The sequence below is a fragment of the Ruegeria sp. H7 genome (genome assembly GCF_056532945.1).
On record NZ_JBQFNZ010000009.1, the window covers coordinates 35,319 to 54,665 of the forward strand.

The 19,347-nt window shown below is 59.7% G+C and carries 25 protein-coding genes; 12 read left to right on the forward strand and 13 right to left on the reverse strand.

Going from position 1 to position 19,347, the window contains the following annotated elements; translation table 11 throughout:
* Positions 1-27: 27 nt before the first annotated feature.
* Complete coding sequence (gene ubiG, locus ACR0AC_RS17690; RefSeq protein WP_480875169.1) at positions 28-774, forward strand: bifunctional 2-polyprenyl-6-hydroxyphenol methylase/3-demethylubiquinol 3-O-methyltransferase UbiG; 747 nt, start codon at positions 28-30, stop codon at positions 772-774.
* Positions 775-784: 10 nt separating this feature from the next.
* Positions 785-1,369, forward strand: a complete 585-nt coding sequence (locus tag ACR0AC_RS17695; RefSeq protein WP_480875172.1) for a hypothetical protein — start codon at positions 785-787, stop codon at positions 1,367-1,369.
* Between the two features lie 184 nt (positions 1,370-1,553).
* Here ACR0AC_RS17695 and ACR0AC_RS17700 read toward each other — a convergent pair whose 3' ends face one another.
* The 4 genes from ACR0AC_RS17700 to ACR0AC_RS17715 are packed head-to-tail and all read right to left on the reverse strand — an operon-like array spanning position 1,554 to position 3,832.
* Entirely contained in the window at positions 1,554-1,994 is a 441-nt protein-coding gene (locus tag ACR0AC_RS17700) for a MarR family winged helix-turn-helix transcriptional regulator (protein WP_037313149.1), read from the reverse strand.
* Positions 1,995-2,007: 13 nt separating this feature from the next.
* Positions 2,008-2,838: a carbon-nitrogen hydrolase family protein gene (locus tag ACR0AC_RS17705; RefSeq protein WP_480875175.1), complete on the reverse strand. Its 831-nt coding sequence runs from the start codon at positions 2,836-2,838 to the stop codon at positions 2,008-2,010.
* Entirely contained in the window at positions 2,838-3,095 is a 258-nt protein-coding gene (gene grxC, locus ACR0AC_RS17710) for a glutaredoxin 3 (protein WP_170455778.1), read from the reverse strand. The genes ACR0AC_RS17705 and grxC overlap by 1 nt, the downstream gene beginning before the upstream one ends.
* A gap of 38 nt (positions 3,096-3,133) precedes the next feature.
* Positions 3,134-3,832: a double zinc ribbon domain-containing protein gene (locus ACR0AC_RS17715; protein ID WP_480627193.1), complete on the reverse strand. Its 699-nt coding sequence runs from the start codon at positions 3,830-3,832 to the stop codon at positions 3,134-3,136.
* Positions 3,833-3,872: 40 nt separating this feature from the next.
* Between ACR0AC_RS17715 and ACR0AC_RS17720 the strand changes: the two genes are divergently transcribed.
* Both ACR0AC_RS17720 and hemH read left to right on the forward strand, forming a co-directional pair.
* Positions 3,873-4,703, forward strand: coding sequence for a class I SAM-dependent methyltransferase (locus ACR0AC_RS17720; RefSeq protein ID WP_480875179.1), 831 nt, complete (start codon positions 3,873-3,875; stop codon positions 4,701-4,703).
* Positions 4,704-4,759: 56 nt separating this feature from the next.
* The gene (gene hemH, locus ACR0AC_RS17725) at positions 4,760-5,809 is read left to right on the forward strand and encodes a ferrochelatase (protein ID WP_480875182.1); all 1,050 of its coding nucleotides are present in this window, start codon (positions 4,760-4,762) and stop codon (positions 5,807-5,809) included.
* Between the two features lie 74 nt (positions 5,810-5,883).
* On the opposite strand, the gene ACR0AC_RS17730 is transcribed toward hemH, so the two are convergent.
* Together ACR0AC_RS17730 and ACR0AC_RS17735 are read right to left on the reverse strand one after the other, a co-directional pair.
* Positions 5,884-6,066, reverse strand: coding sequence for a hypothetical protein (locus tag ACR0AC_RS17730; protein ID WP_170455786.1), 183 nt, complete (start codon positions 6,064-6,066; stop codon positions 5,884-5,886).
* Between the two features lie 138 nt (positions 6,067-6,204).
* Positions 6,205-6,804, reverse strand: a complete 600-nt coding sequence (locus tag ACR0AC_RS17735) for a L,D-transpeptidase (protein ID WP_170455788.1) — start codon at positions 6,802-6,804, stop codon at positions 6,205-6,207.
* 169 nt (positions 6,805-6,973) lie between these two features.
* Here ACR0AC_RS17735 and dalA point away from each other — a divergent pair, with 169 nt between their 5' ends.
* Complete coding sequence (gene dalA, locus ACR0AC_RS17740) at positions 6,974-7,489, forward strand: divisome-associated lipoprotein DalA (RefSeq protein WP_170455790.1); 516 nt, start codon at positions 6,974-6,976, stop codon at positions 7,487-7,489.
* 65 nt (positions 7,490-7,554) lie between these two features.
* Here the strand turns inward: dalA and ACR0AC_RS17745 are convergent, their stop codons facing one another.
* The 7 genes from ACR0AC_RS17745 to ACR0AC_RS17775 all read right to left on the reverse strand — a co-directional run bounded on the left by ACR0AC_RS17745 (position 7,555) and on the right by ACR0AC_RS17775 (position 12,333).
* The gene (locus ACR0AC_RS17745; protein ID WP_170455792.1) at positions 7,555-8,019 is read right to left on the reverse strand and encodes a PTS sugar transporter subunit IIA; all 465 of its coding nucleotides are present in this window, start codon (positions 8,017-8,019) and stop codon (positions 7,555-7,557) included.
* A gap of 58 nt (positions 8,020-8,077) precedes the next feature.
* Positions 8,078-8,641, reverse strand: a complete 564-nt coding sequence (gene hpf, locus ACR0AC_RS17750) for a ribosome hibernation-promoting factor, HPF/YfiA family (protein ID WP_170455794.1) — start codon at positions 8,639-8,641, stop codon at positions 8,078-8,080.
* Positions 8,642-8,893: 252 nt separating this feature from the next.
* Entirely contained in the window at positions 8,894-9,652 is a 759-nt protein-coding gene (lptB, locus tag ACR0AC_RS17755) for an LPS export ABC transporter ATP-binding protein (protein ID WP_170455796.1), read from the reverse strand.
* On the reverse strand, positions 9,652-10,143 hold the full coding sequence (locus tag ACR0AC_RS17760) for an LptA/OstA family protein (RefSeq protein WP_170455798.1): 492 nt from the start codon (positions 10,141-10,143) through the stop codon (positions 9,652-9,654). Before ACR0AC_RS17760 ends, lptB begins: the two co-directional genes overlap by 1 nt.
* A 3-nt stretch (positions 10,144-10,146) precedes the next feature.
* Positions 10,147-10,746: an LPS export ABC transporter periplasmic protein LptC gene (locus ACR0AC_RS17765; protein ID WP_480627188.1), complete on the reverse strand. Its 600-nt coding sequence runs from the start codon at positions 10,744-10,746 to the stop codon at positions 10,147-10,149.
* Between the two features lie 13 nt (positions 10,747-10,759).
* Positions 10,760-11,722, reverse strand: a complete 963-nt coding sequence (locus ACR0AC_RS17770; protein WP_170455802.1) for a KpsF/GutQ family sugar-phosphate isomerase — start codon at positions 11,720-11,722, stop codon at positions 10,760-10,762.
* Positions 11,719-12,333: a ribonuclease D gene (locus tag ACR0AC_RS17775; RefSeq protein ID WP_170455804.1), complete on the reverse strand. Its 615-nt coding sequence runs from the start codon at positions 12,331-12,333 to the stop codon at positions 11,719-11,721. The genes ACR0AC_RS17770 and ACR0AC_RS17775 overlap by 4 nt, the downstream gene beginning before the upstream one ends.
* 180 nt (positions 12,334-12,513) lie before the next feature.
* Here ACR0AC_RS17775 and ACR0AC_RS17780 point away from each other — a divergent pair, with 180 nt between their 5' ends.
* From ACR0AC_RS17780 to ACR0AC_RS17810, 7 genes are all read left to right on the forward strand, one after another.
* The gene (locus ACR0AC_RS17780) at positions 12,514-13,734 is read left to right on the forward strand and encodes an MFS transporter (protein WP_480875191.1); all 1,221 of its coding nucleotides are present in this window, start codon (positions 12,514-12,516) and stop codon (positions 13,732-13,734) included.
* 51 nt (positions 13,735-13,785) lie between these two features.
* Complete coding sequence (locus ACR0AC_RS17785; RefSeq protein ID WP_170455808.1) at positions 13,786-14,214, forward strand: Lrp/AsnC family transcriptional regulator; 429 nt, start codon at positions 13,786-13,788, stop codon at positions 14,212-14,214.
* Positions 14,215-14,287: 73 nt separating this feature from the next.
* The gene (locus ACR0AC_RS17790) at positions 14,288-14,986 is read left to right on the forward strand and encodes a transglycosylase SLT domain-containing protein (protein WP_480627185.1); all 699 of its coding nucleotides are present in this window, start codon (positions 14,288-14,290) and stop codon (positions 14,984-14,986) included.
* Positions 14,987-14,995: 9 nt separating this feature from the next.
* Positions 14,996-17,083 carry a flagellar biosynthesis protein FlhA gene (flhA, locus tag ACR0AC_RS17795; RefSeq protein WP_170455810.1) on the forward strand — a complete coding sequence of 696 codons (2,088 nt, stop codon included), beginning with the start codon at positions 14,996-14,998 and terminating at the stop codon, positions 17,081-17,083.
* On the forward strand, positions 17,080-17,853 hold the full coding sequence (locus ACR0AC_RS17800) for a flagellar biosynthetic protein FliR (protein ID WP_170455812.1): 774 nt from the start codon (positions 17,080-17,082) through the stop codon (positions 17,851-17,853). Before flhA ends, ACR0AC_RS17800 begins: the two co-directional genes overlap by 4 nt.
* Positions 17,850-18,938: a flagellar type III secretion system protein FlhB gene (flhB, locus tag ACR0AC_RS17805; protein WP_170455814.1), complete on the forward strand. Its 1,089-nt coding sequence runs from the start codon at positions 17,850-17,852 to the stop codon at positions 18,936-18,938. The genes ACR0AC_RS17800 and flhB overlap by 4 nt, the downstream gene beginning before the upstream one ends.
* Positions 18,935-19,324: a hypothetical protein gene (locus ACR0AC_RS17810; RefSeq protein ID WP_480781876.1), complete on the forward strand. Its 390-nt coding sequence runs from the start codon at positions 18,935-18,937 to the stop codon at positions 19,322-19,324. The genes flhB and ACR0AC_RS17810 overlap by 4 nt, the downstream gene beginning before the upstream one ends.
* Positions 19,325-19,347 lie beyond the last annotated feature (23 nt).

Below are 19,347 nucleotides of genomic sequence, written 5' to 3' on the forward strand. Positions count from 1 at the left end.
AGCGTAAAAGAGCACACGGAGACAGGAATGCAAGCGCATCCGAACACGGTAGACCCATCCGAGATCGCAAAATTCGAGGCGATGGCGGCGGAATGGTGGGATCCGAACGGAAAATTCAAGCCGTTGCATATGCTGAACCCCTGCCGGCTGGATTATATCACCCAACAAATCGCCGGGGAATTTGACAGAGATTTGAAGTCTCCTCACCCGTTTCAGGGCCTGCGCCTGCTGGATATCGGTTGCGGCGGCGGGCTGCTGAGCGAGCCGATGGCCCGTCTGGGGGCCGAGGTCGTGGGGGCTGATGCCGCCGAGGGCAACCTGCCCGTCGCCCGCATCCATGCCGAGCAATCGGGGCTGGACATCGACTATCGCCACACCACCGCCGAGGATATGGCGGCGGCAGGCGAGCAATTCGACGTGGTGCTGAATATGGAGGTGGTCGAACACGTGGCCGATCCGTTGGGTTTCCTGACCGCATCGCAACAACTTTTGAAACCGGGTGGCTTACTGATCTGCTCGACCATCAACCGCAACCCGAAAGCCTATGCCATGGCCATTTTCGGTGCCGAAGTCGTCATGCGCTGGCTGCCGCGCGGCACGCATGAGTGGAACAAGTTCATCACCCCCGATGAGCTGTTCGACCTGCTGCGTCAGGCCGGGATGGAGCCGGTGGACCGCAAGGGGTTCGTCTTCAACCCGATCCTGTGGAACTGGTCGATCTCGGACCGGGATCTGAGCGTGAATTATGTGACGGCGAGTGTGAAACCGGGGTGAGGTAGGTTTTTTGATTCGATCTTTAAGGTACGCGCCGTGGCGCGCGATATTTTTTGGTGCGGCAATTTCCGCTGCTACCTTGTTAAATAACACGCTAGCCACAGCAGAAGAGAATGCGGGCGTGTTCGTGTACGAACATGAAGGCGTTCCGCTTTTTGGCTACATTAGCGATCCCAAAGTCTCTGAGGCGACTCAGGAAATAGCAGATCGGTACTTGGGTTCGAACTCGAACGACTATGATCTGGTAAGGGCGTTGTATTTTTTTGTCTTTATTGACCCCGAGATAGTTTCGGATGGCAAGTTTGTGAAACCAGTCGAATTAGAACTGACGGAGGAGACGACAGAACCATTTGCTTCACACGAACTTTCTAACGATGGATGCAACGTTGGAAAAATAAGTTCTACTAATGAAGATGTAAAAGGTGAGTATTTGGTATGGCTTATCCATGGCGGTGAATTCGAGGGCGTGGATGGAATAGAATCCTGTCTTCTATTCGCAGCGGCGGCGGCTGGAGTTGGCTTGCAAGGCAACCCAAAAATGGAGGCCAATGATTTGCGGCGGCTTCTAGATGCGTTGATCTTAGGAGTAAGGTGAATATACAAACCGGTGCCTAAAAGCAGATCAGACTCCGAAAAATTTGATCGATTCCAAACCCAAGGGTAGAAGTTGCACAGCAACTCTTTGGGTCCCAAGAAGACCGGAAAATATGTAAGCATCACATTTGCCTGCGCCCGACCGCACCAGTCTTCGGTCTCACAGAGGGCAACGGATTTCGCGCCTACTCCCCCTCCAACTGCAACCGCAAATCACGCAGCACGGGTAGGGTGCTGCGGACGCGCTCCAGCCCCAGTTCTCCGACCACGCGGTTGATTAACGGGGCAATCGAGGAAATCGCCTGATCGCGCGCGCGGCGACCTGCGGGGCTGATGGCGACCATTTTGCGGCGGGCGTCGTCCCAGTCGGGGCGGATGTGGATGTATCCGGCCCATTCCAGCTTGGCCAAAGTGTTGGTCATCGCCCCTCGGGTCACGTGGAACGTGTTGGCCAGCTGCGCCGGGCTGCGCTCATCCCCGACGAACACCAGATGGTTCAAAACCGAGAAATGCGAGATTTCCATGCCCTTGGGCAGCACCCGGCTCAGCCGGTTGCGCAACAGTTGGTCTGCCGTCAGAATTTCGCTGAACAGCGTGACCGCAAGGGCATTGTGTTCGTCCGTCATGGTCCGATCTGGGTCAGGGCCCCTCGAAGGGCCGCACGTGAGTCAATGAGGGCACGCGCCGGCGCGCCTCTGTCACAGAACTATCATCCAAATCGAAAAAGTGAATGCCCGGATCGGTGCCTGCGTCGATCAGCACCTCTCCCCAAGGGGCGACAACCATGCTGTGGCCATGGGTGTGGCGGGTTTTGCCTCGGGTTTTTGGATGCGCGCCGGTCTGGGCGGGGGCAAGGACCCAACAGCCGGATTCAATCGCCCGCGCGCGCAGCAGCGATTCCCAATGCGCCGCGCCGGTGACCGGTGAAAACGCGGCCGGGACGGTCAGGATACGCGCCCCGGCCTGCGCCAACGCGGCATGCAGGTAAGGAAAGCGGATGTCATAGCAGATGGTCAGGCCAACCTTGCCGAAATCGGTCTCGGCAATAACCGCCTGTTCTCCGGGGCGATAGTTTTTCGATTCGCGAAAGGTCTCGGTTTCCGTGACCTGCACGTCGAACATGTGGATCTTGTCATATCGCGCCACGATCTGCCCCTGAGGGTCGATCATGAAACTGCGGTTGGCAAAGCGGCCATCCGGATCGTGGGTCTTGATCCCCAGCGACCCGATCAGCAGCCAGACGCCCAGCGCGGCGGCCTGCCCCCGCAGACCGGCCAGCGTGATGTCGTCTTCCTCATGCTGCAACACCTCGCGCTGCCGGGTGGTGCTGTTGGACACGCAATTCGTGACCTCGGGGGTCAGGATGAACTGCGCGCCCTGTGCTGCGGCCTCGGCCATCATGGCGCGAACCATCTCCAGGTTCGCAGCCGGGTCGTCCGACGAGGTGATTTGCAGCAGCGCGGTTTTCATCAGGCCGCCAGCAGACGGTCCAGCTTGCCCTGACGGTCCAGCTCGTACAGGTCGTCACAGCCGCCCACATGGTCGGGGCCGATGAAGATTTGCGGCACGGTGCGCTTGCCGCCCGCGCGCTTGATCATTTCGGGCTTGCGCTTGGGGTGCAACAGCACGTCGATTTCCTTGAACTCGACACCTTTCTGTTTCAGCAGGCGTTTGGCCGCGTGGCAGAAGCCGCATAGCGGAGAGGTGTAAATCTCAACTGGTTTCATAATTCCGTCCCTTCGGGTTTCGCACGATCTTGAGCGAATTAGGCATCCTTGGCAACGCGTGCCAGAACCAACACGAAAATATGATTTGCCCCCGCGTCGCGACAGGCCCGCGTACAGGCCGCCAAGGTCGCCCCCGATGTCATCACATCATCGACCAGCAGGATGTCGCGGCCTTTCATCTGCCGCTTTGGATGTGGGGCGATCACGTCGTCCAGCGTCTCGGCCCTTTGGGCGGCGGTTTTACCGTCCAACACCGGCGTGCGCGCAGTTCGCAGCAGCAGGTCCGGGCAGGCCTCAAGCCCCGTCTCGCGCGCCAGATGCTGCGCCAGCAAGGCGGACTGGTTATACCGCCGCTTGATCAGTCGGGACCAATGCAAGGGAACCGGCGCGATCAGCATGTCCGGTTTGAACAATTCCCGCCCCGCCTGCGCCATCCAGCGCGCAGCAGGCCGGGCCAGTTCGGACCGATCCCCATGCTTCAGCGCCAGCACCAATGCCCGCGCCCGGCCTTTATACAGCAGCGCTGCCCGTCCATCCTGCCAAGGGCGCGGGGTTTTCAGGCAGTCATCACACTCGATCCGGTGCCCGTCACCATCCCCCGGCACGGGCATGCCGCAACTGTCGCAAACGGTTCCGCCGATAAAGGGCGTCTCGCGCCAGCAGGTGCCGCACAGGCCAAAGTCGGATTCGGTCAGATCCCCGCAGCTAAGGCATCTGGGTGGGTAGATCAGGTGCAACGCGGTTTGAACTCGCGGCCAAATGCGATACGTGCGGGGTATGAAATTGCCAGCTTCCAATACGCCCTCGCTGTTTGACCGCCAGACTCTGATGCGCCGCCGCGCGCGGATGCAGGAGGACGCCTTGTTCCTGCACCACGCCGCTGTGGACGAAGTGCAGCATCGGCTGAGCATGGTTAACAGAAGCTTTACGGCCCCTGCAATTGTGACCCCTTTCTCTAGGATCTGGCAGGGCTTACTGCCCGACGCGCGCATCGTGGCAGACGAGGAAACGCTTACCCTGACCCCCGGCGCGCATGATCTGGTCATCCACGCCATGGCGTTGCACTGGGCCAATGATCCGGTGGGGCAGTTGATCCAATGCCACCGTGCCCTGCGCCCCGATGGACTGCTATTGGCCGTCTGTCTGGGCGGCGAAACGCTGCACCAGCTGCGCGCCGCCCTCGGACAGGCAGAGATTGAGGTGACCGGCGGCCTCAGCCCCCGCATCGCCCCGATGGCAGAACTGCGGGATCTGGGCGCTTTACTGCAACGGGCCGGGCTTGCTTTGCCTGTGGCGGATGCGGTTCCGCTGACGGCGGAATATCGCGATCTGACCCATTTGATGCAAGACCTGCGCGCCATGGGCGAGACCAATGTTCTGACCGACCGGCTGAAATCCCCCACGCGTCGGCAGGTCTTTGTCCGCGCGCAACAGATCTATGCCGATCACTTTGCCACGCCCGAGGGTCGCCTGCCCGCAACTTTCGATCTGATCTGCCTGACCGGCTGGTCGCCGGATGCCAGCCAACCCCAACCCCTGCGCCCGGGGTCCGCCAAGATGCGCCTTGCAGACGCCTTGAGCACTGACGAGGGCAAACTGCCCGATTGACGACCCGGCATTTCCCTTTATCTCAGGCCAGAACCGGTAAACTCAGGAAGACCCAAATGTTTGACGCAACCCGACCCGCGCACGCACCTGCCGATCACCCAAAGGTAAAGATGGGCCGCGTGGGCATCCTGCTGGCCAATCTGGGCACGCCGGATCATTACACCTATTGGCCGATGCGGCGCTATCTGAACGAGTTTCTGTCGGACCAGCGTGTGATCGACTATCCGGCGTGGAAATGGCAGCCGATTCTTCAGGCCATCATCCTGACCAAACGTCCTTTCAGTTCGGGCGAGGCCTATAAGTCGATCTGGAATCACGACAAAGGCGAAAGCCCGCTGATGACGATCACCAAGGACCAAACCGCCAAGCTGCGCGACACCATGCAGGCCCGCTTTGGCGATCAGGTTCTGGTCGATTTCTGTATGCGATATGGCAACCCATCGACCAAATCCAAAGTCCGGCAGATGGTTGCCGAAGGTTGCGACCGTATCCTGTTTTTCCCGCTTTATCCGCACTATGCCGGGGCCACGACCGCCACGGCGAATGACCAGTTCTTCCGCGCCCTGATGGAGGAACCCTGGCAACCGGCCAGCCGCACGGTGCCCGCCTATTACGACAAACCGACCTATATCGAGGCCCTGGCCCAGTCCGTTGAACGCGCCTATGCCGCCATGGAGACCAAACCCGATATTCTGGTCTGCTCGTACCACGGTATGCCCGAGCGGTATTTGCAGCAGGGGGATCCCTACCATTGCCAGTGTGTGAAAACGTCCCGACTGCTGAAAGAGCGGCTTGGCTGGTCAGACGACCAGATCGTGTCGACCTTCCAGTCGCGCTTTGGCCCCGAAGAATGGCTGAAGCCCTACACCGTGGATCACGTCGCCGATCTGGCGCGGCAGGGCAAAAAGAACATCGCTGTCATCGCGCCCGCCTTCTCGGCCGATTGCATCGAGACGCTGGAAGAGATCAACGAAGAGATCAAAGAGAGTTTCGAGGACGCAGGCGGTGAACAGTTCACCTACATCCCCTGCCTCAACGACGATGATTCGCATATCGCCGCGCTGGGCAAGATCATCGAGGATAATCTGAGCGGGTGGCTAGACTAACCTGAGCTGACAATCAGACATGAAAAAAGGCGGTGGAAAATCCACCGCCTTTTCTCTGGATAACGCTCGTCGGCTTAGCCGGCTGCGACAGCTGCGGCAACAACGACCAGCAGGATCAGCGGCAGCAGGATGCCCTGCGAAGAACCCTGAGTTTCTTCAACAACAACAGGTGCTTCAACAACCGGCTCTTCCAGGTTGCCAGCATATGCGGTCGAAGCAGCAGCGGTCAGTGCAGCGGCGAGAACGAGTTTTTTCATATTAACCTCCAGAATTTGCGCGATTCCTGTCCAGGAACCGCACACCTAAGACTTACCTCGTGGTTTTTTCTAATCAGCAATGCGGTTGGAATGCAATTGCAACTTGAGCGTTAAGCGGCTTCGTGCGCGAAAATGTCGTCAAATTAGCAACACTTGCGTGCCGACCTTCGCCATTGAAAACAGCTCGGCGATGTCTTCGTTGAACAATCCGATGCAGCCATTGGACGATTTGCGACCGATTTTGCGCGTGTCATGGGTGCCGTGGATGCGGTAATACTTCCACCCAAGATACAAAGCGTGTGTTCCCAATGGGTTATCCGGTCCGGGTGGAATGTAATCCGGCCATTCGGGGTTGCGCTTTTTCATCGATGGGGTCGGCGCCCAGCTTGGGCCTTCGACCTTGCGAATGACGCTGGTCCGTCCACGGCGCGTCATTTCTTCGGTCAGAGGCACCGATGACGGGTAGAGTTTGTATACAGATTGATCATCTGACCAATAATGCAGCGCTCGTGAAACCGTATCGACCAGAATGGCGCCATTCCGCGTGTTCGAGAAATAAGGCTGCCAGTCCTGCGCCCGAAAGCCTGAAACATTTCGGCGGACAGGGGCTTCGGGTTCGGGCGCGGGGCGCAGCGGGTCGCCCGGAATGTATTGCGCCAGCGCCGGGCTGGCCAGCGTGGCGGTCGCACCGACAAGAAATCCTCGGCGGGTCGACGAGGGAATACGTTTTTTGACCATGACAAACGGTCCTTTGCGTGGGCGGGTTCTGAAATCCGGTGTATTCTATTGCCAGAATGCTTCAGTCGCAAATCAAACCGGCAAAATCACGCGGGGTGAGACTATTGTGCGTTTGCCCCGCACCGTCTGGCAGGTTATGCCCGTTATCGACACAATAATCAGGTCGATCATGACGCGTATCGTTTCTTTACTGTTGATGTGCCTAGTCGCGCTGGCGGCATGTACAAGCACCCAGCCCACCAGCTTTGGTGCGGATGGCCGCCCCTTGCCCACGGTCTACAAAATCCGTGGCAACCCGGAAAAGCTGCAATTCCGGATGCTGGATTCAGTCAATGCCCTGCGGCAGGCGCAAGGCTTGCAGCCCGTGCAACTGAACGCACAATTGAACGCTGCCGCTGCCACCCATTCCAAGGATATGGCCCGGCAGAACCGCCCGTGGCATTTCGGCTCTGACGGATCCTCGCCCATCGATCGGGCCGCACGGGTCGGGTATTTCGGCACATTCCTGGGCGAAGCGATTTCCGAGACCTACGAGACCGAGACCGAAACCCTGGCAGCCTGGATGCAGGAATCCGGCCCAAGATCGGTCATCATGGACCCTAAAGCGACGCAGATGGGCTTTAACTGGCATCAGGAAAGCGGCGGTAAGATCTGGTGGACGCTGGAAATGGGAACCGGCGGCTAATTTGCCGGGATCTTCAAACAAAAAAAGCCCCCGAACTTCGGGGGCTTTTTTGTGATTACAACACCTTACGCAGCTTGCATCGACTGCGCTTCGGTCAAAATGGCATAGAGCTTGACCGGATCCGGATTGGCCCGCAGCTTGGCACAGACCGAGCTGTCGCGCAGCGTCCGGGACACAAGCGCCAGCGCTTTCAGGTGTTCGACACCGGCTTCTTCCGGGGCAAACAGGGAAAAGGCAATATCGACCGGCTGACGGTCCACCGAGCCGAAATCAATCGGCTTTTCCAGCATGACAAACACCCCCGAAACCTCGGCGATGTCGGGCAGGCGCGCATGTGGCAAAGCAACACCATGGCCCACGCCAGTTGGGCCAAGGCTTTCGCGTTCCAGAAGACAATCGACAATCGACTGAGCCTCAAGGTCCAGCGTCGCGGCCGCGACGTCGCCGATTTCCTGAAACAGCCGCTTCTTGCTTGAGGCGGCGGAAAGTACACGTACTGCTTCGGGCTTCAGAATGCTCGAAAGCTCCATGATCATGCTCCACGGCGGCCCTGACCTGCGCCAAGGCCCGCCTTTCTAATCTTGCCTGTTAAGGATCGATCCAGCCGATATTACCGTCATCCCGACGATAAACGACATTCAATCCATCCTTGTTTTCGTTCCTGAACACCAGCACCGGAGCACCAGCAAGTTCCATTTGCATGACGGCTTCACCGACGCTGAGCGATGGGATCTTTGTTTCCATCTCAGCCACAATCATGGGCTGCAGCGATTCGGGTTCATCTGCCGTCCCCGATTCGTCAGAGGCGAGGATATAAGAGGACGCCCCGAAGAGTTCAACAGGTTCGGCACGATCCTTGTGATGGTCCTTCAGGCGGCGCTTGTAGCGGCGCAGTTGGGTTTCCATCTTGTCGCAGCATGCCTCGAACGCTGCGTAGATTTCAGTGGCGTGGGCCCTGGCTTGGGCGGTCAGGCCCGTCGAAAGATGCACAGTGGTTTCGCATACATATTCATGCGCTGAACGGGAAAAGACGACGTTGGCGTCTGTCGGGCGCTGGGCATATTTGCCAACGACCTCGCCCAGCTCGGTCTGCACATGGGTCTGCAGGGCCGCGCCGATGTCGATCTGTTTTCCGCTGATTTGGTAACGCATGTGATCTCCTTCACAATTCACACCCATTCTGACGTTGCGTCGCGCAACATGCTTGTTTTTATCGGGTGGGGGATATCGACATTCTGATCGGTTGCCGCTGACCCGGCCCTTCACTGAAGGGACATCGAGATCCAGCCTGGAACCGAATAAATGCCATGCCCCAATTGAGACAAGAGCCGAGGGAAGAGTCAATCAAAACAGATGTGTATATACGCGATTTCCGCCATGCAACCGGCGCAAAACCGCGCAACCCTATGAAATTTTGAAGTTTTCGCCCAGATAAACCCGACGGACGTTTTCGTTTTCGACAACCTCGTCGGGCGTGCCGGACATCAGAACCTGACCGTCGTGCAGGATATAGGCGCGATCCACAATCTCCAGCGTTTCGCGGACGTTGTGATCAGTGATCAGAACCCCGATTCCGCGCTTTTTCAGATCCGCGACCAGATGCCGAATATCCCCCACGCTGATCGGGTCAACGCCCGCAAAGGGTTCATCCAGCAGCAGATATTTCGGATCCGCCGCCAGACAGCGCGCAATCTCGACCCGGCGGCGTTCACCGCCCGACAGGGCCAGCGCGGGTGCGCGGCGCAGGTGTTCGATCGAGAAATCCGACAACAGCTCTTCCAGCCGCTCTTTGCGGCGGTGGGCATGTTTGACTGTAATGTCCAGGACCGAGGCGATGTTGTCCTCGACGCTCATGCCGCGGAAGATCGACATTTCCTGCGGCAGATAGCCGATCCCCATCCGGGCACGGCGATACATCGGCAGGGTGGTCACATTCTGCCCGTCAATCGTCACCTTTCCGGCTTCGGGAAAGACCAGACCGGCCACGGAATAAAACGTCGTCGTCTTGCCCGACCCGTTCGGACCCAGCAACGCCACAACCTCGGACCGGTCCAGCGTCATCGAAACGTCGCGAATGACCGTCTTTTTCCGGTAGGATTTCCGCAGCTTTTCGATCCGCAGGCCCAAGCTGCCCTCTGCCACGGACAATTGGGGACGCACCATCAGTTGTTCCCCTGCTGCAGGATCGTCTTGACCCGACCCGTCATGGTCGCTGTACCTGTGGTCAGGTTCGCGTTCATCTGATCGCCGCTGATCACGCTGGGCCCTTGGGTCAGCAGCACATTGCCACGCATCACGATCACACCGCTGTCGATCGTGTATTCGGCCCAATCCCCTTCGGCTGCGTCGGGCGGGCTGACCAGAACCACATTCTCGGTCGCCTCCATCCGCTCAATCGCCGAGCGTTCATCATTGTAGATGACCAGAACCCGTTCAGCCGTCAGCCGCATTTCGCCCTGAATGACGATCACGTTGCCAATGAACTCGGCCGAGCCATCCTCTTGATTCACGTTCAGCGTTTCCGAGGTTACCTCGACCGGCAGGGACGGGTCCGCGCGCGTCGCGCCAAAGGCCACCTGCGCTTCTTGCGCGGTTGCAGAAACGGCACCTGTTACCAGAGCAAAACACAAAAGGACAAAACGAAAATCGAACACAGGTTATCTTTCTGCTTTTTGAGGCTCATACACCAGCTTCACGCCATCTGTAAAAAGAATATGGACCGGGCCGTCCGTTTTTTCAGTACCGAAAGTCATACCACCCGCCGAAAAATCGCCGATGGGGCCGGTTCCGTTGACCTGCCCGGGGCTGTCGCCCCGGATTTCATCAAGTGAAGTATTGAGCAGATCGGTCGTGACCTCGATCCCGTCAGCGGTGGTGATCAGCACATCGCCGACGAAGGTGGCCGTGCCCTTGTCCGGTCGGATCAGGCCTGAATTGGAGTCCAACGTGATGACCCGCCCGCTTAACAATACATAGCGACCGCTGAATTCCGTCGCAGTTGGAACCGCGCCTTCGGTCCCCTGCGTCGCTTTCGTGGCGATGATCTGCACGTCCTCGCCCTTGGTTGTGGTGCCGCGATAGTCCGGTTGGGTCACCACCTGATCGGCAAGGCGCGCATCGATATCCTGCTGGCTGAACGGGCCTGAGACCGTGGTTTCGATACTGCGGGACAAAAGGAAGACGGTAGACAGCATGATAATGGCCGCAAGCGGCAACAGAACCTTCAGGAACTGCACCATGCGGGAATAGCGGTCCACCTCAGCCTCTCCCTTACCCAAGCCCGACGCGCAGACAGTCGTGGATGTGCAACAGGCCTTGCGCCTGACCACCTGCGTCCGGATCTGCCACAAAAAGCGAGGTGATCTTGCGGTCATTCATGATCGCCACGGCTTCTTCCGCCAGAGAGCCCGGCGCGATGGTCATCGGGTCTGCGGTCATGACCTCTTCGGTGGTCTTGTCCAGCAAGCCGTCCATGTTACGACGCAAGTCACCATCCGTGACGATGCCCAGCAAGCGGCCCGCGTCATCCGTGACACCAACGACACCAAAGCTTTTCTGGCTCATGACCAACAATGCCTCGCCCATCGGTGTCCCGACTGAGACCACCGGCATATCCGTGTGCATAAGGTCGCGCACCTTGCTGAGTTGCGCACCCAGTTTGCCGCCCGGATGGAAATCACGGAAGTTCTCGGGTTTGAAATCGCGATATTTCATCAGCGCAATCGCCAGCGCATCGCCCATCGCCAGTGTCAGCGTGGTCGAGATCGAGGGTACCATGCCAAACCCGCAAGCCTCGCCCAGCGAGGGGATCAGAAGATGCACATCGGCCTGTTTCATCAGCGTGCTTTGGGGCTTGCTGGACAGACCGATCAGAGGGATGCCGAACCGACGTGTGTAAACAAGCAAGTTCGCCAGCTCAGGCGCCTCACCCGAATTCGAGATCGCCAGAACCACATCCCCCTTCGAGACCATGCCCAGATCGCCATGGCTCGCCTCGGCGGGATGGACGAAATGGGCGGGCGTGCCAGTGCTGGCCAGAGTTGCCGCGATCTTGTGCCCGATATGGCCGGATTTCCCGATCCCGCTGACGATCAGACGGCCCGTGGCCTGCAGGATCATCTGTACGGCTTCAGCGAAATGTTCATCAAAACTGTCGGCCAGCACGTCCAGCGCGCGGGCTTCATCGGTGACAACCTGACGGGCGGTTTTCAGAAAAGATTCAGTGTCAGTCATGAGTGTGCAAAAATATCCGTTTCGGGCCAGCCAGCGAGGTCAAGCTTCGCACGCATCGGCAGAAAATCAAAACAGGCCTGCGCCATCTCGGTGCGGCCTTCGCGGGCAAGTCGCCCATCCAGCGCCTCGCGCAACTGGTGCAGATACAGAACATCGGATGCAGCATATTCCAGCTGAGCGTCGGTCAGCGTTTCCGCCCCCCAGTCGCTCATCTGCTGTTGCTTCGAGATATCGACGCCGATCAACTCCTGACACAGGTTTTTCAGCCCATGCCGGTCGGTATAAGTGCGCACAAGGCGGCTGGCGATCTTGGTGCAATAGACCGGCGCGGCCAAAGCGCCGAACGCATGATACATCGCGGCAATGTCGAAACGCCCGAAATGAAACAGCTTCAGCACATCCGGATTTTCCAACATGGCGCACAGGTTCGGGGCCTCGGTCTGGCCTTTTTCGACCTGAACGATATGGCTGTTTCCATCCCCGCCGGACATCTGAATCACGCATAGGCGATCCCGATGCGGGTTCAGCCCCATGGTTTCACAATCAATGGCCACAATAGGCCCCAGATCCAGCCCGTCCGGCAGGTCGTTCTTATACAGATGGTTCGCCACGGAAATGTCCTTTGTGCGGTCTCGACCCCGAGATAGGCGGTTTGGCCCACAAACTCAACGCCGTCCGTTTTCCTGGGTCTGCACGTCTTGTTATCCGCCTGAATTGCTGGATAGTCTGCCCTTATGGCAAACCAAACAAAGTGGCTGTGTTCCAAGGTCACCACGAACCGTCTCTGATCCATGTTCAGTATCCTGCAAAACCGCACCTATCGCCACCTTCTGGCGGCGCAAGTTGTTGCGCTGACGGGAACCGGGCTGGCAACGATTGCCTTGGGGTTGCTGGCTTATGATCTGGCCGGAGACGCCGCCGGGCTGGTTTTGGGTACTGCCCTGACCATCAAGATGGTGGCCTATGTTGTCGTGGCCCCGCTGGCCGCCGCCATTGCCGAACAGATCGACCGACGCAAGATGCTGGTGGTTCTGGACCTGGTCCGCGCCGCCGTTGCCCTCTGCCTGCCCTTCGTCTCCGAGATCTGGCAGGTCTATGTTCTGATTTTCGTCCTGCAATCGGCCTCTGCCGGGTTCACACCCACGTTTCAGGCCACGATCCCGGATGTTCTGACGGATGAGCGGGACTATACCCGCGCTTTGTCGCTGTCGCGGCTGGCTTACGATCTGGAAAGCCTGCTCAGCCCGATGCTGGCGGCCCTTCTGCTGCTGTTCGTCAGCTTTGACACCCTGTTTCTGGGCACCGGCCTTGGGTTTGTCGCCTCGGCCCTTCTGGTGGTGTCAGTCATATTGCCTTCGCCCAAACCGTCCGGGCGCACCGGCATCTACGACCGAACCACGCGGGGCATTCGTCTGTACCTGTCCACGACACGCTTGCGCGGCCTACTGGCGATCAGCTGGTGCGCCGCCGCGCTCAGTTCGATGGTTATTGTGAACACCGTGGTGCTGGTGCGGTCCGATCTGGGACGGTCCGAAAGCGCAGTGGCCATTGCGCTGGCTGGCTTTGGCGGCGGGTCCATGCTGGCCGCGTTTGCCTTGCCCCCGCTGTTGGACCGGTTTCCGGATCGCCGCGTCATGCTAAGCGGCTCGACCATCGCAACATCGACCATGGCAGCGGCAGCCTTTGTTTCGATGTCGGACCTTTTGTCTTTGGCTGCCCTGACCACGCTCTGGGCCATCGCGGGCTTTGGATATTCGATGACCCTGACCCCCTCGGGCCGCTTATTGACCCGGTCCGCCGGCCCCGAGGATCGACCCGCCCTCTTTGCCGCACAATTCACCCTGTCGCACGCGTGCTGGCTGGTATTGTACCCGCTGGCGGGCTGGCTGATGACCCGGTACGGCGCGACCACCGCTTTGACGGGCATGACTTGCGCTGCCGTGCTGGGCCTGACGACTGCACTGATGATCTGGCCCCGGTCCGGCACCGCGCCCGCGACGCATAAACCTTGAGCGTCGCCATCGATTTGCTCTACACCTGAGCGACCGCCTGCCGGAGACCCTATGGATCAGCTTGATCGCCATATCATCGCCGCCCTGCAACATAACGCGCGTGAGTCGACCACGAATATCGCCGCCAAGCTGGGCGTGGCGCGCACCACCGTGCACGAGCGGATCAAACGCATGGAAGACCGCGGCGTGATCGCGGGCTATTCGGTCATTCTGAACGCGCCCGAGGATGCGCCTCGTGTGCAGGTTGTTGTGCTGCTCGAAGTGCAGCAGAAGGAAACCACCCGCATCATCAAACGGCTGGAAACCTACCCCGAGGTAAAACGCTGCCTGTCGATCAATGGCGAGTTCGACCTGCTGCTGTCAGCCGAGGCCCCAAGGATCGAGGATCTGGATATTCTGGTCGATGATCTGGCCAAAATCCCCGGCGTGCTGCGCACCAATACCAGCGTCGTGTTCGGTCGGCGGATCGACCGAAAATGAACAGGCGATAACGCGCTGTAAACCAATGCGCGGCTAGCGTGACCGGGACAGATCAGAATCCCGGACCGGCAGAATGCCCTTTCGTATAGTCGCGTTTTTCATTTCCCTGACGCAGGTGTGGTTGGCACAGGCGGCGTTTGCCATGTCGGACGCCCGCACCGGCGATGTCTGCGATCAGGCCGCCCGCCGCGCCGCGCAGTCCGAAGATGTGCCGCTGGACGTATTGCGCGCCATAACGCGCGTTGAAACCGGGCGCACGCAGGGCGGGCATTTCATCCCCTGGCCGTGGACCATCAATGTTGAAGGGCACGGGTTCTGGTTCAACTCGGAAATCGAGGCCAAATCTTACGTGTTCGACATTTTCAAAGCGGGCAAACGCAGCTTTGATGTCGGATGTTTTCAGATCAACTACCGCTGGCATGGCAAGGCGTTCCGATCCATCGACGCAATGTTCGACCCGGATGAAAACGCCACCTATGCGGCCCGGTTCCTGAAGGATTTGCACGCCGAGCTCGGCTCATGGTCCGCCGCCGCCGGGGCCTATCATTCCCGCACGCCCGAGCTGGCAAACGCCTATCAGGGCCGGTTCCAGACCGTCCTGGCGCAACTTGGCACCGCGCCTGAAACACAAACAGCCTTTGTGTCGCGTGACCCGTTCACCGGTTCCGCCGCCCCGCTGATCCCGCTGCAACCGACCCAGACCCCTCGGGGGTCGCTGGGCTCTCTGGTGCCTACCGGCGGGTCCGCCACCGCCTTTATCGCCTTCAATTAGGAGCGTTTCGTGCCCAAGATCGACGTCCGATCCCTGTTCTCGCCCACCGTATTGCTGGCGCTAGCACTGATGACCATCATCGTGATGATGATCTTGCCGATGCCCGCCTGGGTGCTGGATGTGGGGCTGGCCGCGTCTTTTGCGCTGGCCATTCTGATCTTTACCCTGACCCTGTTTATCGAGCGTCCGCTGGATTTCTCGTCCTTCCCGACGATCCTGCTTGCGTCGCTGATGTTGCGCCTGTCGCTGAACGTATCCTCGACCAAGCTGATCATCGGTCAGGGCCATACCGGCCCCAATGCCGCCGGGGATGTGATCGAAGGGTTCGCCAATTTTGTCATGGGCGGCAGTATCTTTCTGGGGCTGGTGGTGTTCGGCGTGCTGCTGATCGTGAACTTCATGGTCATCACCAAAGGCGCTGCCCGCATGGCCGAGGTCGGCGCGCGCTTTGCGCTGGACGGGATGCCCGGCAAGCAGCTGGCCATCGACAGCGACATGTCCGCCGGGGCCATCGACCACCAGCAGGCCAAGGAACGGCGCGAGCGGGAACAGCAGGAAACCACCTTTTTCGGCTCGCTGGATGGCGCGTCCAAATTCGTCAAGGGTGACGCGATTGCCGGGTTGCTGATCACGCTTTTGAACCTTGTTATGGGTCTGGTGATGGGCGTGATCGTGCACGGCATGCCGGTCGCCTCGGCGTTTGAGACCTATGCCATCCTGACTGTCGGAGATGGTCTGGTTTCGCAGATTCCAGCCGTGATCATTTCGATTGCCTCGGCGTTGCTATTGGCGCGGGGCGGCACGCAAGGGGCAACCGACAACGCCATCTTCTCGCAACTGGGTAAACACCCCGCCGCGCTGGCAACCGTGGCCGTTCTGATGGTCCTGTTTGCTCTGGTGCCGGGCCTGCCGTTTTTGCCTTTCATTCTGGGGGCCGGCGTTCTGGGCTATGCCGCCTATCACGTCCACCGCACCCAAAAAGCCGCCGCGCTGGAACCCGAAACCCCATCGTCCGAGGTGGATGCACCCGTGTCTCAGGCCATCGGAGACATCCTGGATCTGGACGACGTACATCTGGAGTTTGCGCCCGATCTGGTCAGCATGGTGTTGAACCAGGGCACCGGGCTGGATGCGCGGATTGCCAATATGCGGACCTATGTCGCCTCGACCTTTGGTCTGATCCTGCCCGAGATTCGCCTGACCGACCGCGCCGACCTGCCAACCGGCACATATGTGATCAAGGTTCAGGGGGTAGAACAGGCGCGCGGGGTCCTGAACCCCGATCTGGTTCTGGCGCTGGTGCAGGACGGCTTTGACCTGCTGCCCGACGGCAACGACGTGACCGAGCCTGTCTACGGCGCGCCTGCCCGCTGGATTCTGCCCAAAGATCAGGAGGATGCAGCGCTGAGCGGGGCCACCATCGTCTCACCGCCTGAGATTCTGGCGACCCATCTGCTGGAGATCATAAAACAGAACTTCCCGCGCCTGCTGACGCTGAAATCCCTGCGCCGTCTGCTGTCCGAGATGACCCGCCTTAGCGATCCGGTCCGGGCCGAGGCCAACCGCAAGCTGCTGGACGAATTGATCCCCGACAAAGTTCCTATCGACACGCTGCACGCCGTCCTGCGCCTGCTGCTGGACGAACGCGTCTCGATCAGAAACATGGCCCTGATCCTGGAAAGCGTGGCCGAGGCGCGGATGACCACCACCCAGCCCGAAGGGATTTGCGAGATCGTCCGCCAAAGGCTTGGCTTCCAACTGGTCGCCGAGATGAAACGAGAGGACGGATCGATCCCGCTGATCCAACTTGCCCCGGAATGGGAGGATACGTTCGCCACCTACCAGATCGACGCCCCCAATGCCGGGCTGGATGTCGCGCTGCCGCCCAACCTGTTCAACAAACTGGCAGATGGCGTCGTGACCAGCGTGGCGAAATCGGCAGATAGCGGGCTGTTCCCGGCCATCGTCACCTCGACCCGCCGCCGCCGGTTGCTGCGCACGATCATGCAGGCGCGGGGCGTCGCCAACCCGGTCCTGTCGTTCGAAGAGATCGGGCTTGAGGCACGGCCGTCACTGGTCGGAACGGTTCCCGCGTGATCGCCCTGCCCCCGGAACTGCTGAACCAGATCGGCGTCAGCGTTTGGCATCTATTTGCCGTGTTTCTGCGTGTCTCGGCCTTTGTGTCGCTGCTGCCCGCGTTCGGCGAGCGCAGCATCCCGGTGCGCGTCAAACTGGGTCTTTCGATGGCCTTCACCCTGATAATCGCGCCCGCAATTGGCGCAGCTGAGCTGGCCGCCGGTTTCCCGCAGATGGTCCGGCTGGTGGGGACAGAGGTGTTGATCGGGATGGCCCTCGGCATTGGGTTACGATTGTTTGTGCTGGCCCTGCAAACCGCTGGGTCCATTGCAGCACAATCGACCTCGCTGTCGCAGCTTCTGGGCGGGGCCGCAGTCGATCCGATGCCAGCAATGGGGTATTTTCTGATGCTGGCCGGTCTGACGCTGGCCGTGATCATGGGACTGCACATCCGGGCCGCGCAATTTCTGATCCACAGCTACGCGATGTTCCCGATGGGGATGCTTCCGGCACCATCGGATCTGTCCCACTGGGGGGTGCAACAGATCGCGCACAGCTTCAGCCTGGCCTTTGCGCTGGCCACCCCGTTTGTGATCGCCTCGCTGATCTACAATCTGGCCCTTGGGGTGATCAACCGTGCCATGCCGCAGCTGATGGTGGCCTTCGTCGGCGCCCCTGCCATCACCTTTGCCGGGCTGTTCCTGCTGTTTGCCGGCGCACCGCTGATCCTGTCCGTCTGGTCAGACGCCCTGAACGCCTTCCTTCTCAACCCGACCGGGGAAAGGCCATGAGCGGACCTGACGACGACAGCGACAAATCCTTTGAACCCACCCCGCAAAAGCTGCAGAAAGCGCGCGAAAAGGGTGAGGTTGCGAAGTCCAGCGATCTGTCCGTGGTCGCGGGATATACCGGTCTGGTCATCGCGCTGCTGACGGCGGGGCAGCACACAGCCCAACATCTGGGCACGCTGTTTGTTGTGCTGATTGACCAGTCGGATGCGTTGTCTCAACTGGTCGCGACCGGGCCTGCTTCTGCGCCGGTTGCCGGGTTGCTTCGGGGCGCACTAGTGCCGGTCTCGATGCTTTTTGCACTGCCCGCCGCGGCGGTTTTGCTCAGTCTGATTGCCCAGCGCGCGCTGATCTTTGCACCCACCAAGCTGAAACCCAAGCTCTCGCGTATCTCGCTTGTGTCGAATGCAAAAAACAAATTCGGACGCGGCGGCCTGTTCGAATTTGCCAAGAGTTTTGCCAAGCTGCTGATCTATGGCACTTGCCTGGCCTTGTTCCTGAAGGCCAATCTGACCGAGATCATTTCGGCCAGCGCAGCACCTGCAAAATCGTCGATTCTGTTGATGATGAACCTGCTGTTTCGCTTTCTGTTCATCGTGATCGTCATTGCGCTGGCCATCGGTGTGATCGATTACCTTTGGCAATATGCCGAGCACATGCGCAAGAACCGCATGTCGCGCAAGGAAATCCAGGATGAGACCAAGGATGCCGAGGGCGATCCGCATGTCAAACAACAGCGCCGCCAACGTGCGCAGGACATTGCAACCAACCAGATGATGTCCGATGTGCCCAAGGCGGATGTGGTGATCGTCAACCCTACCCATTTCGCGGTCGCGCTTAAATGGTCCCGCGCCGCAGGTGCCGCCCCTGTCTGCGTTGCCAAGGGCGTGGATGAGGTGGCGGCGGCCATCCGATCCGCCGCCAGCGAGGGCGGGGTCCCGATCCACTCGGATCCGCCAACTGCACGCGCGCTGCACGCGACCGTCGAGATCGGTCAGGAAATCGCCGAAGAGCACTACCGCCCGGTCGCCGCCGCAATTCGATTTGCCGAGGCGATGCGCAAACGTGCAAAAGGTCAGATCAGATGAACCGAAAAAAAATGTCCGACCTGCAACGCGCCACTGATGCCGTGTATCAGAAAAACTATCAAACCCTGCGCCCGGTGATCGAGGCCGAAGCCCGCGTACAGCAGCAGCTTGCATCGCTGAACACACAGGTTGCAGAGGTGCGGCGCGACAGTGCCTCGGCCGAAGGGTATCAGGTCACCGGGACGGATATTCTGTGGAACGGGTGGGAATCCGCAACCCGTCGCCAGTTGAACACCGACCTCGCCCGTCTGCGGGCGCAGAAACTAGCCGCGATCGAACAACTTCGGGCGGCGTTCGGACGGCAACAGGCGATCCGTTCAATCTCCGACCAGCTTCGACAAGAACATCGGCTGGCTCAGGCCAGAAAACAGTCAAATCAACAGTAGCCCCCGGGGCCCAATCGGATCGG

Bases quoted from the DNA above. Each gene is read 5' to 3' on its own strand.
- ACR0AC_RS17790 (WP_480627185.1), top strand. From the start codon at position 14,288: ATGCCCTTTCGTATAGTCGCGTTTTTCATTTCCCTGACGCAGGTGTGG.
- ACR0AC_RS17810 (WP_480781876.1), top strand. From the start codon at position 18,935: ATGAACCGAAAAAAAATGTCCGACCTGCAACGCGCCACTGATGCCGTG.
- ACR0AC_RS17730 (WP_170455786.1), bottom strand. From the start codon at position 6,066: ATGAAAAAACTCGTTCTCGCCGCTGCACTGACCGCTGCTGCTTCGACC.
- grxC (WP_170455778.1), bottom strand. From the start codon at position 3,095: ATGAAACCAGTTGAGATTTACACCTCTCCGCTATGCGGCTTCTGCCAC.
- flhB (WP_170455814.1), top strand. From the start codon at position 17,850: ATGAGCGGACCTGACGACGACAGCGACAAATCCTTTGAACCCACCCCG.
- hpf (WP_170455794.1), bottom strand. From the start codon at position 8,641: ATGCGTTACCAAATCAGCGGAAAACAGATCGACATCGGCGCGGCCCTG.
- hemH (WP_480875182.1), top strand. From the start codon at position 4,760: ATGTTTGACGCAACCCGACCCGCGCACGCACCTGCCGATCACCCAAAG.
- ACR0AC_RS17770 (WP_170455802.1), bottom strand. From the start codon at position 11,722: ATGACTGACACTGAATCTTTTCTGAAAACCGCCCGTCAGGTTGTCACC.
- ACR0AC_RS17780 (WP_480875191.1), top strand. From the start codon at position 12,514: ATGTTCAGTATCCTGCAAAACCGCACCTATCGCCACCTTCTGGCGGCG.
- lptB (WP_170455796.1), bottom strand. From the start codon at position 9,652: ATGGTGCGTCCCCAATTGTCCGTGGCAGAGGGCAGCTTGGGCCTGCGG.
- ACR0AC_RS17700 (WP_037313149.1), bottom strand. From the start codon at position 1,994: ATGACGGACGAACACAATGCCCTTGCGGTCACGCTGTTCAGCGAAATT.
- ubiG (WP_480875169.1), top strand. From the start codon at position 28: ATGCAAGCGCATCCGAACACGGTAGACCCATCCGAGATCGCAAAATTC.
- ACR0AC_RS17720 (WP_480875179.1), top strand. From the start codon at position 3,873: ATGAAATTGCCAGCTTCCAATACGCCCTCGCTGTTTGACCGCCAGACT.
- ACR0AC_RS17745 (WP_170455792.1), bottom strand. From the start codon at position 8,019: ATGGAGCTTTCGAGCATTCTGAAGCCCGAAGCAGTACGTGTACTTTCC.
- ACR0AC_RS17735 (WP_170455788.1), bottom strand. From the start codon at position 6,804: ATGGTCAAAAAACGTATTCCCTCGTCGACCCGCCGAGGATTTCTTGTC.
- ACR0AC_RS17785 (WP_170455808.1), top strand. From the start codon at position 13,786: ATGGATCAGCTTGATCGCCATATCATCGCCGCCCTGCAACATAACGCG.
- dalA (WP_170455790.1), top strand. From the start codon at position 6,974: ATGACGCGTATCGTTTCTTTACTGTTGATGTGCCTAGTCGCGCTGGCG.
- ACR0AC_RS17705 (WP_480875175.1), bottom strand. From the start codon at position 2,838: ATGAAAACCGCGCTGCTGCAAATCACCTCGTCGGACGACCCGGCTGCG.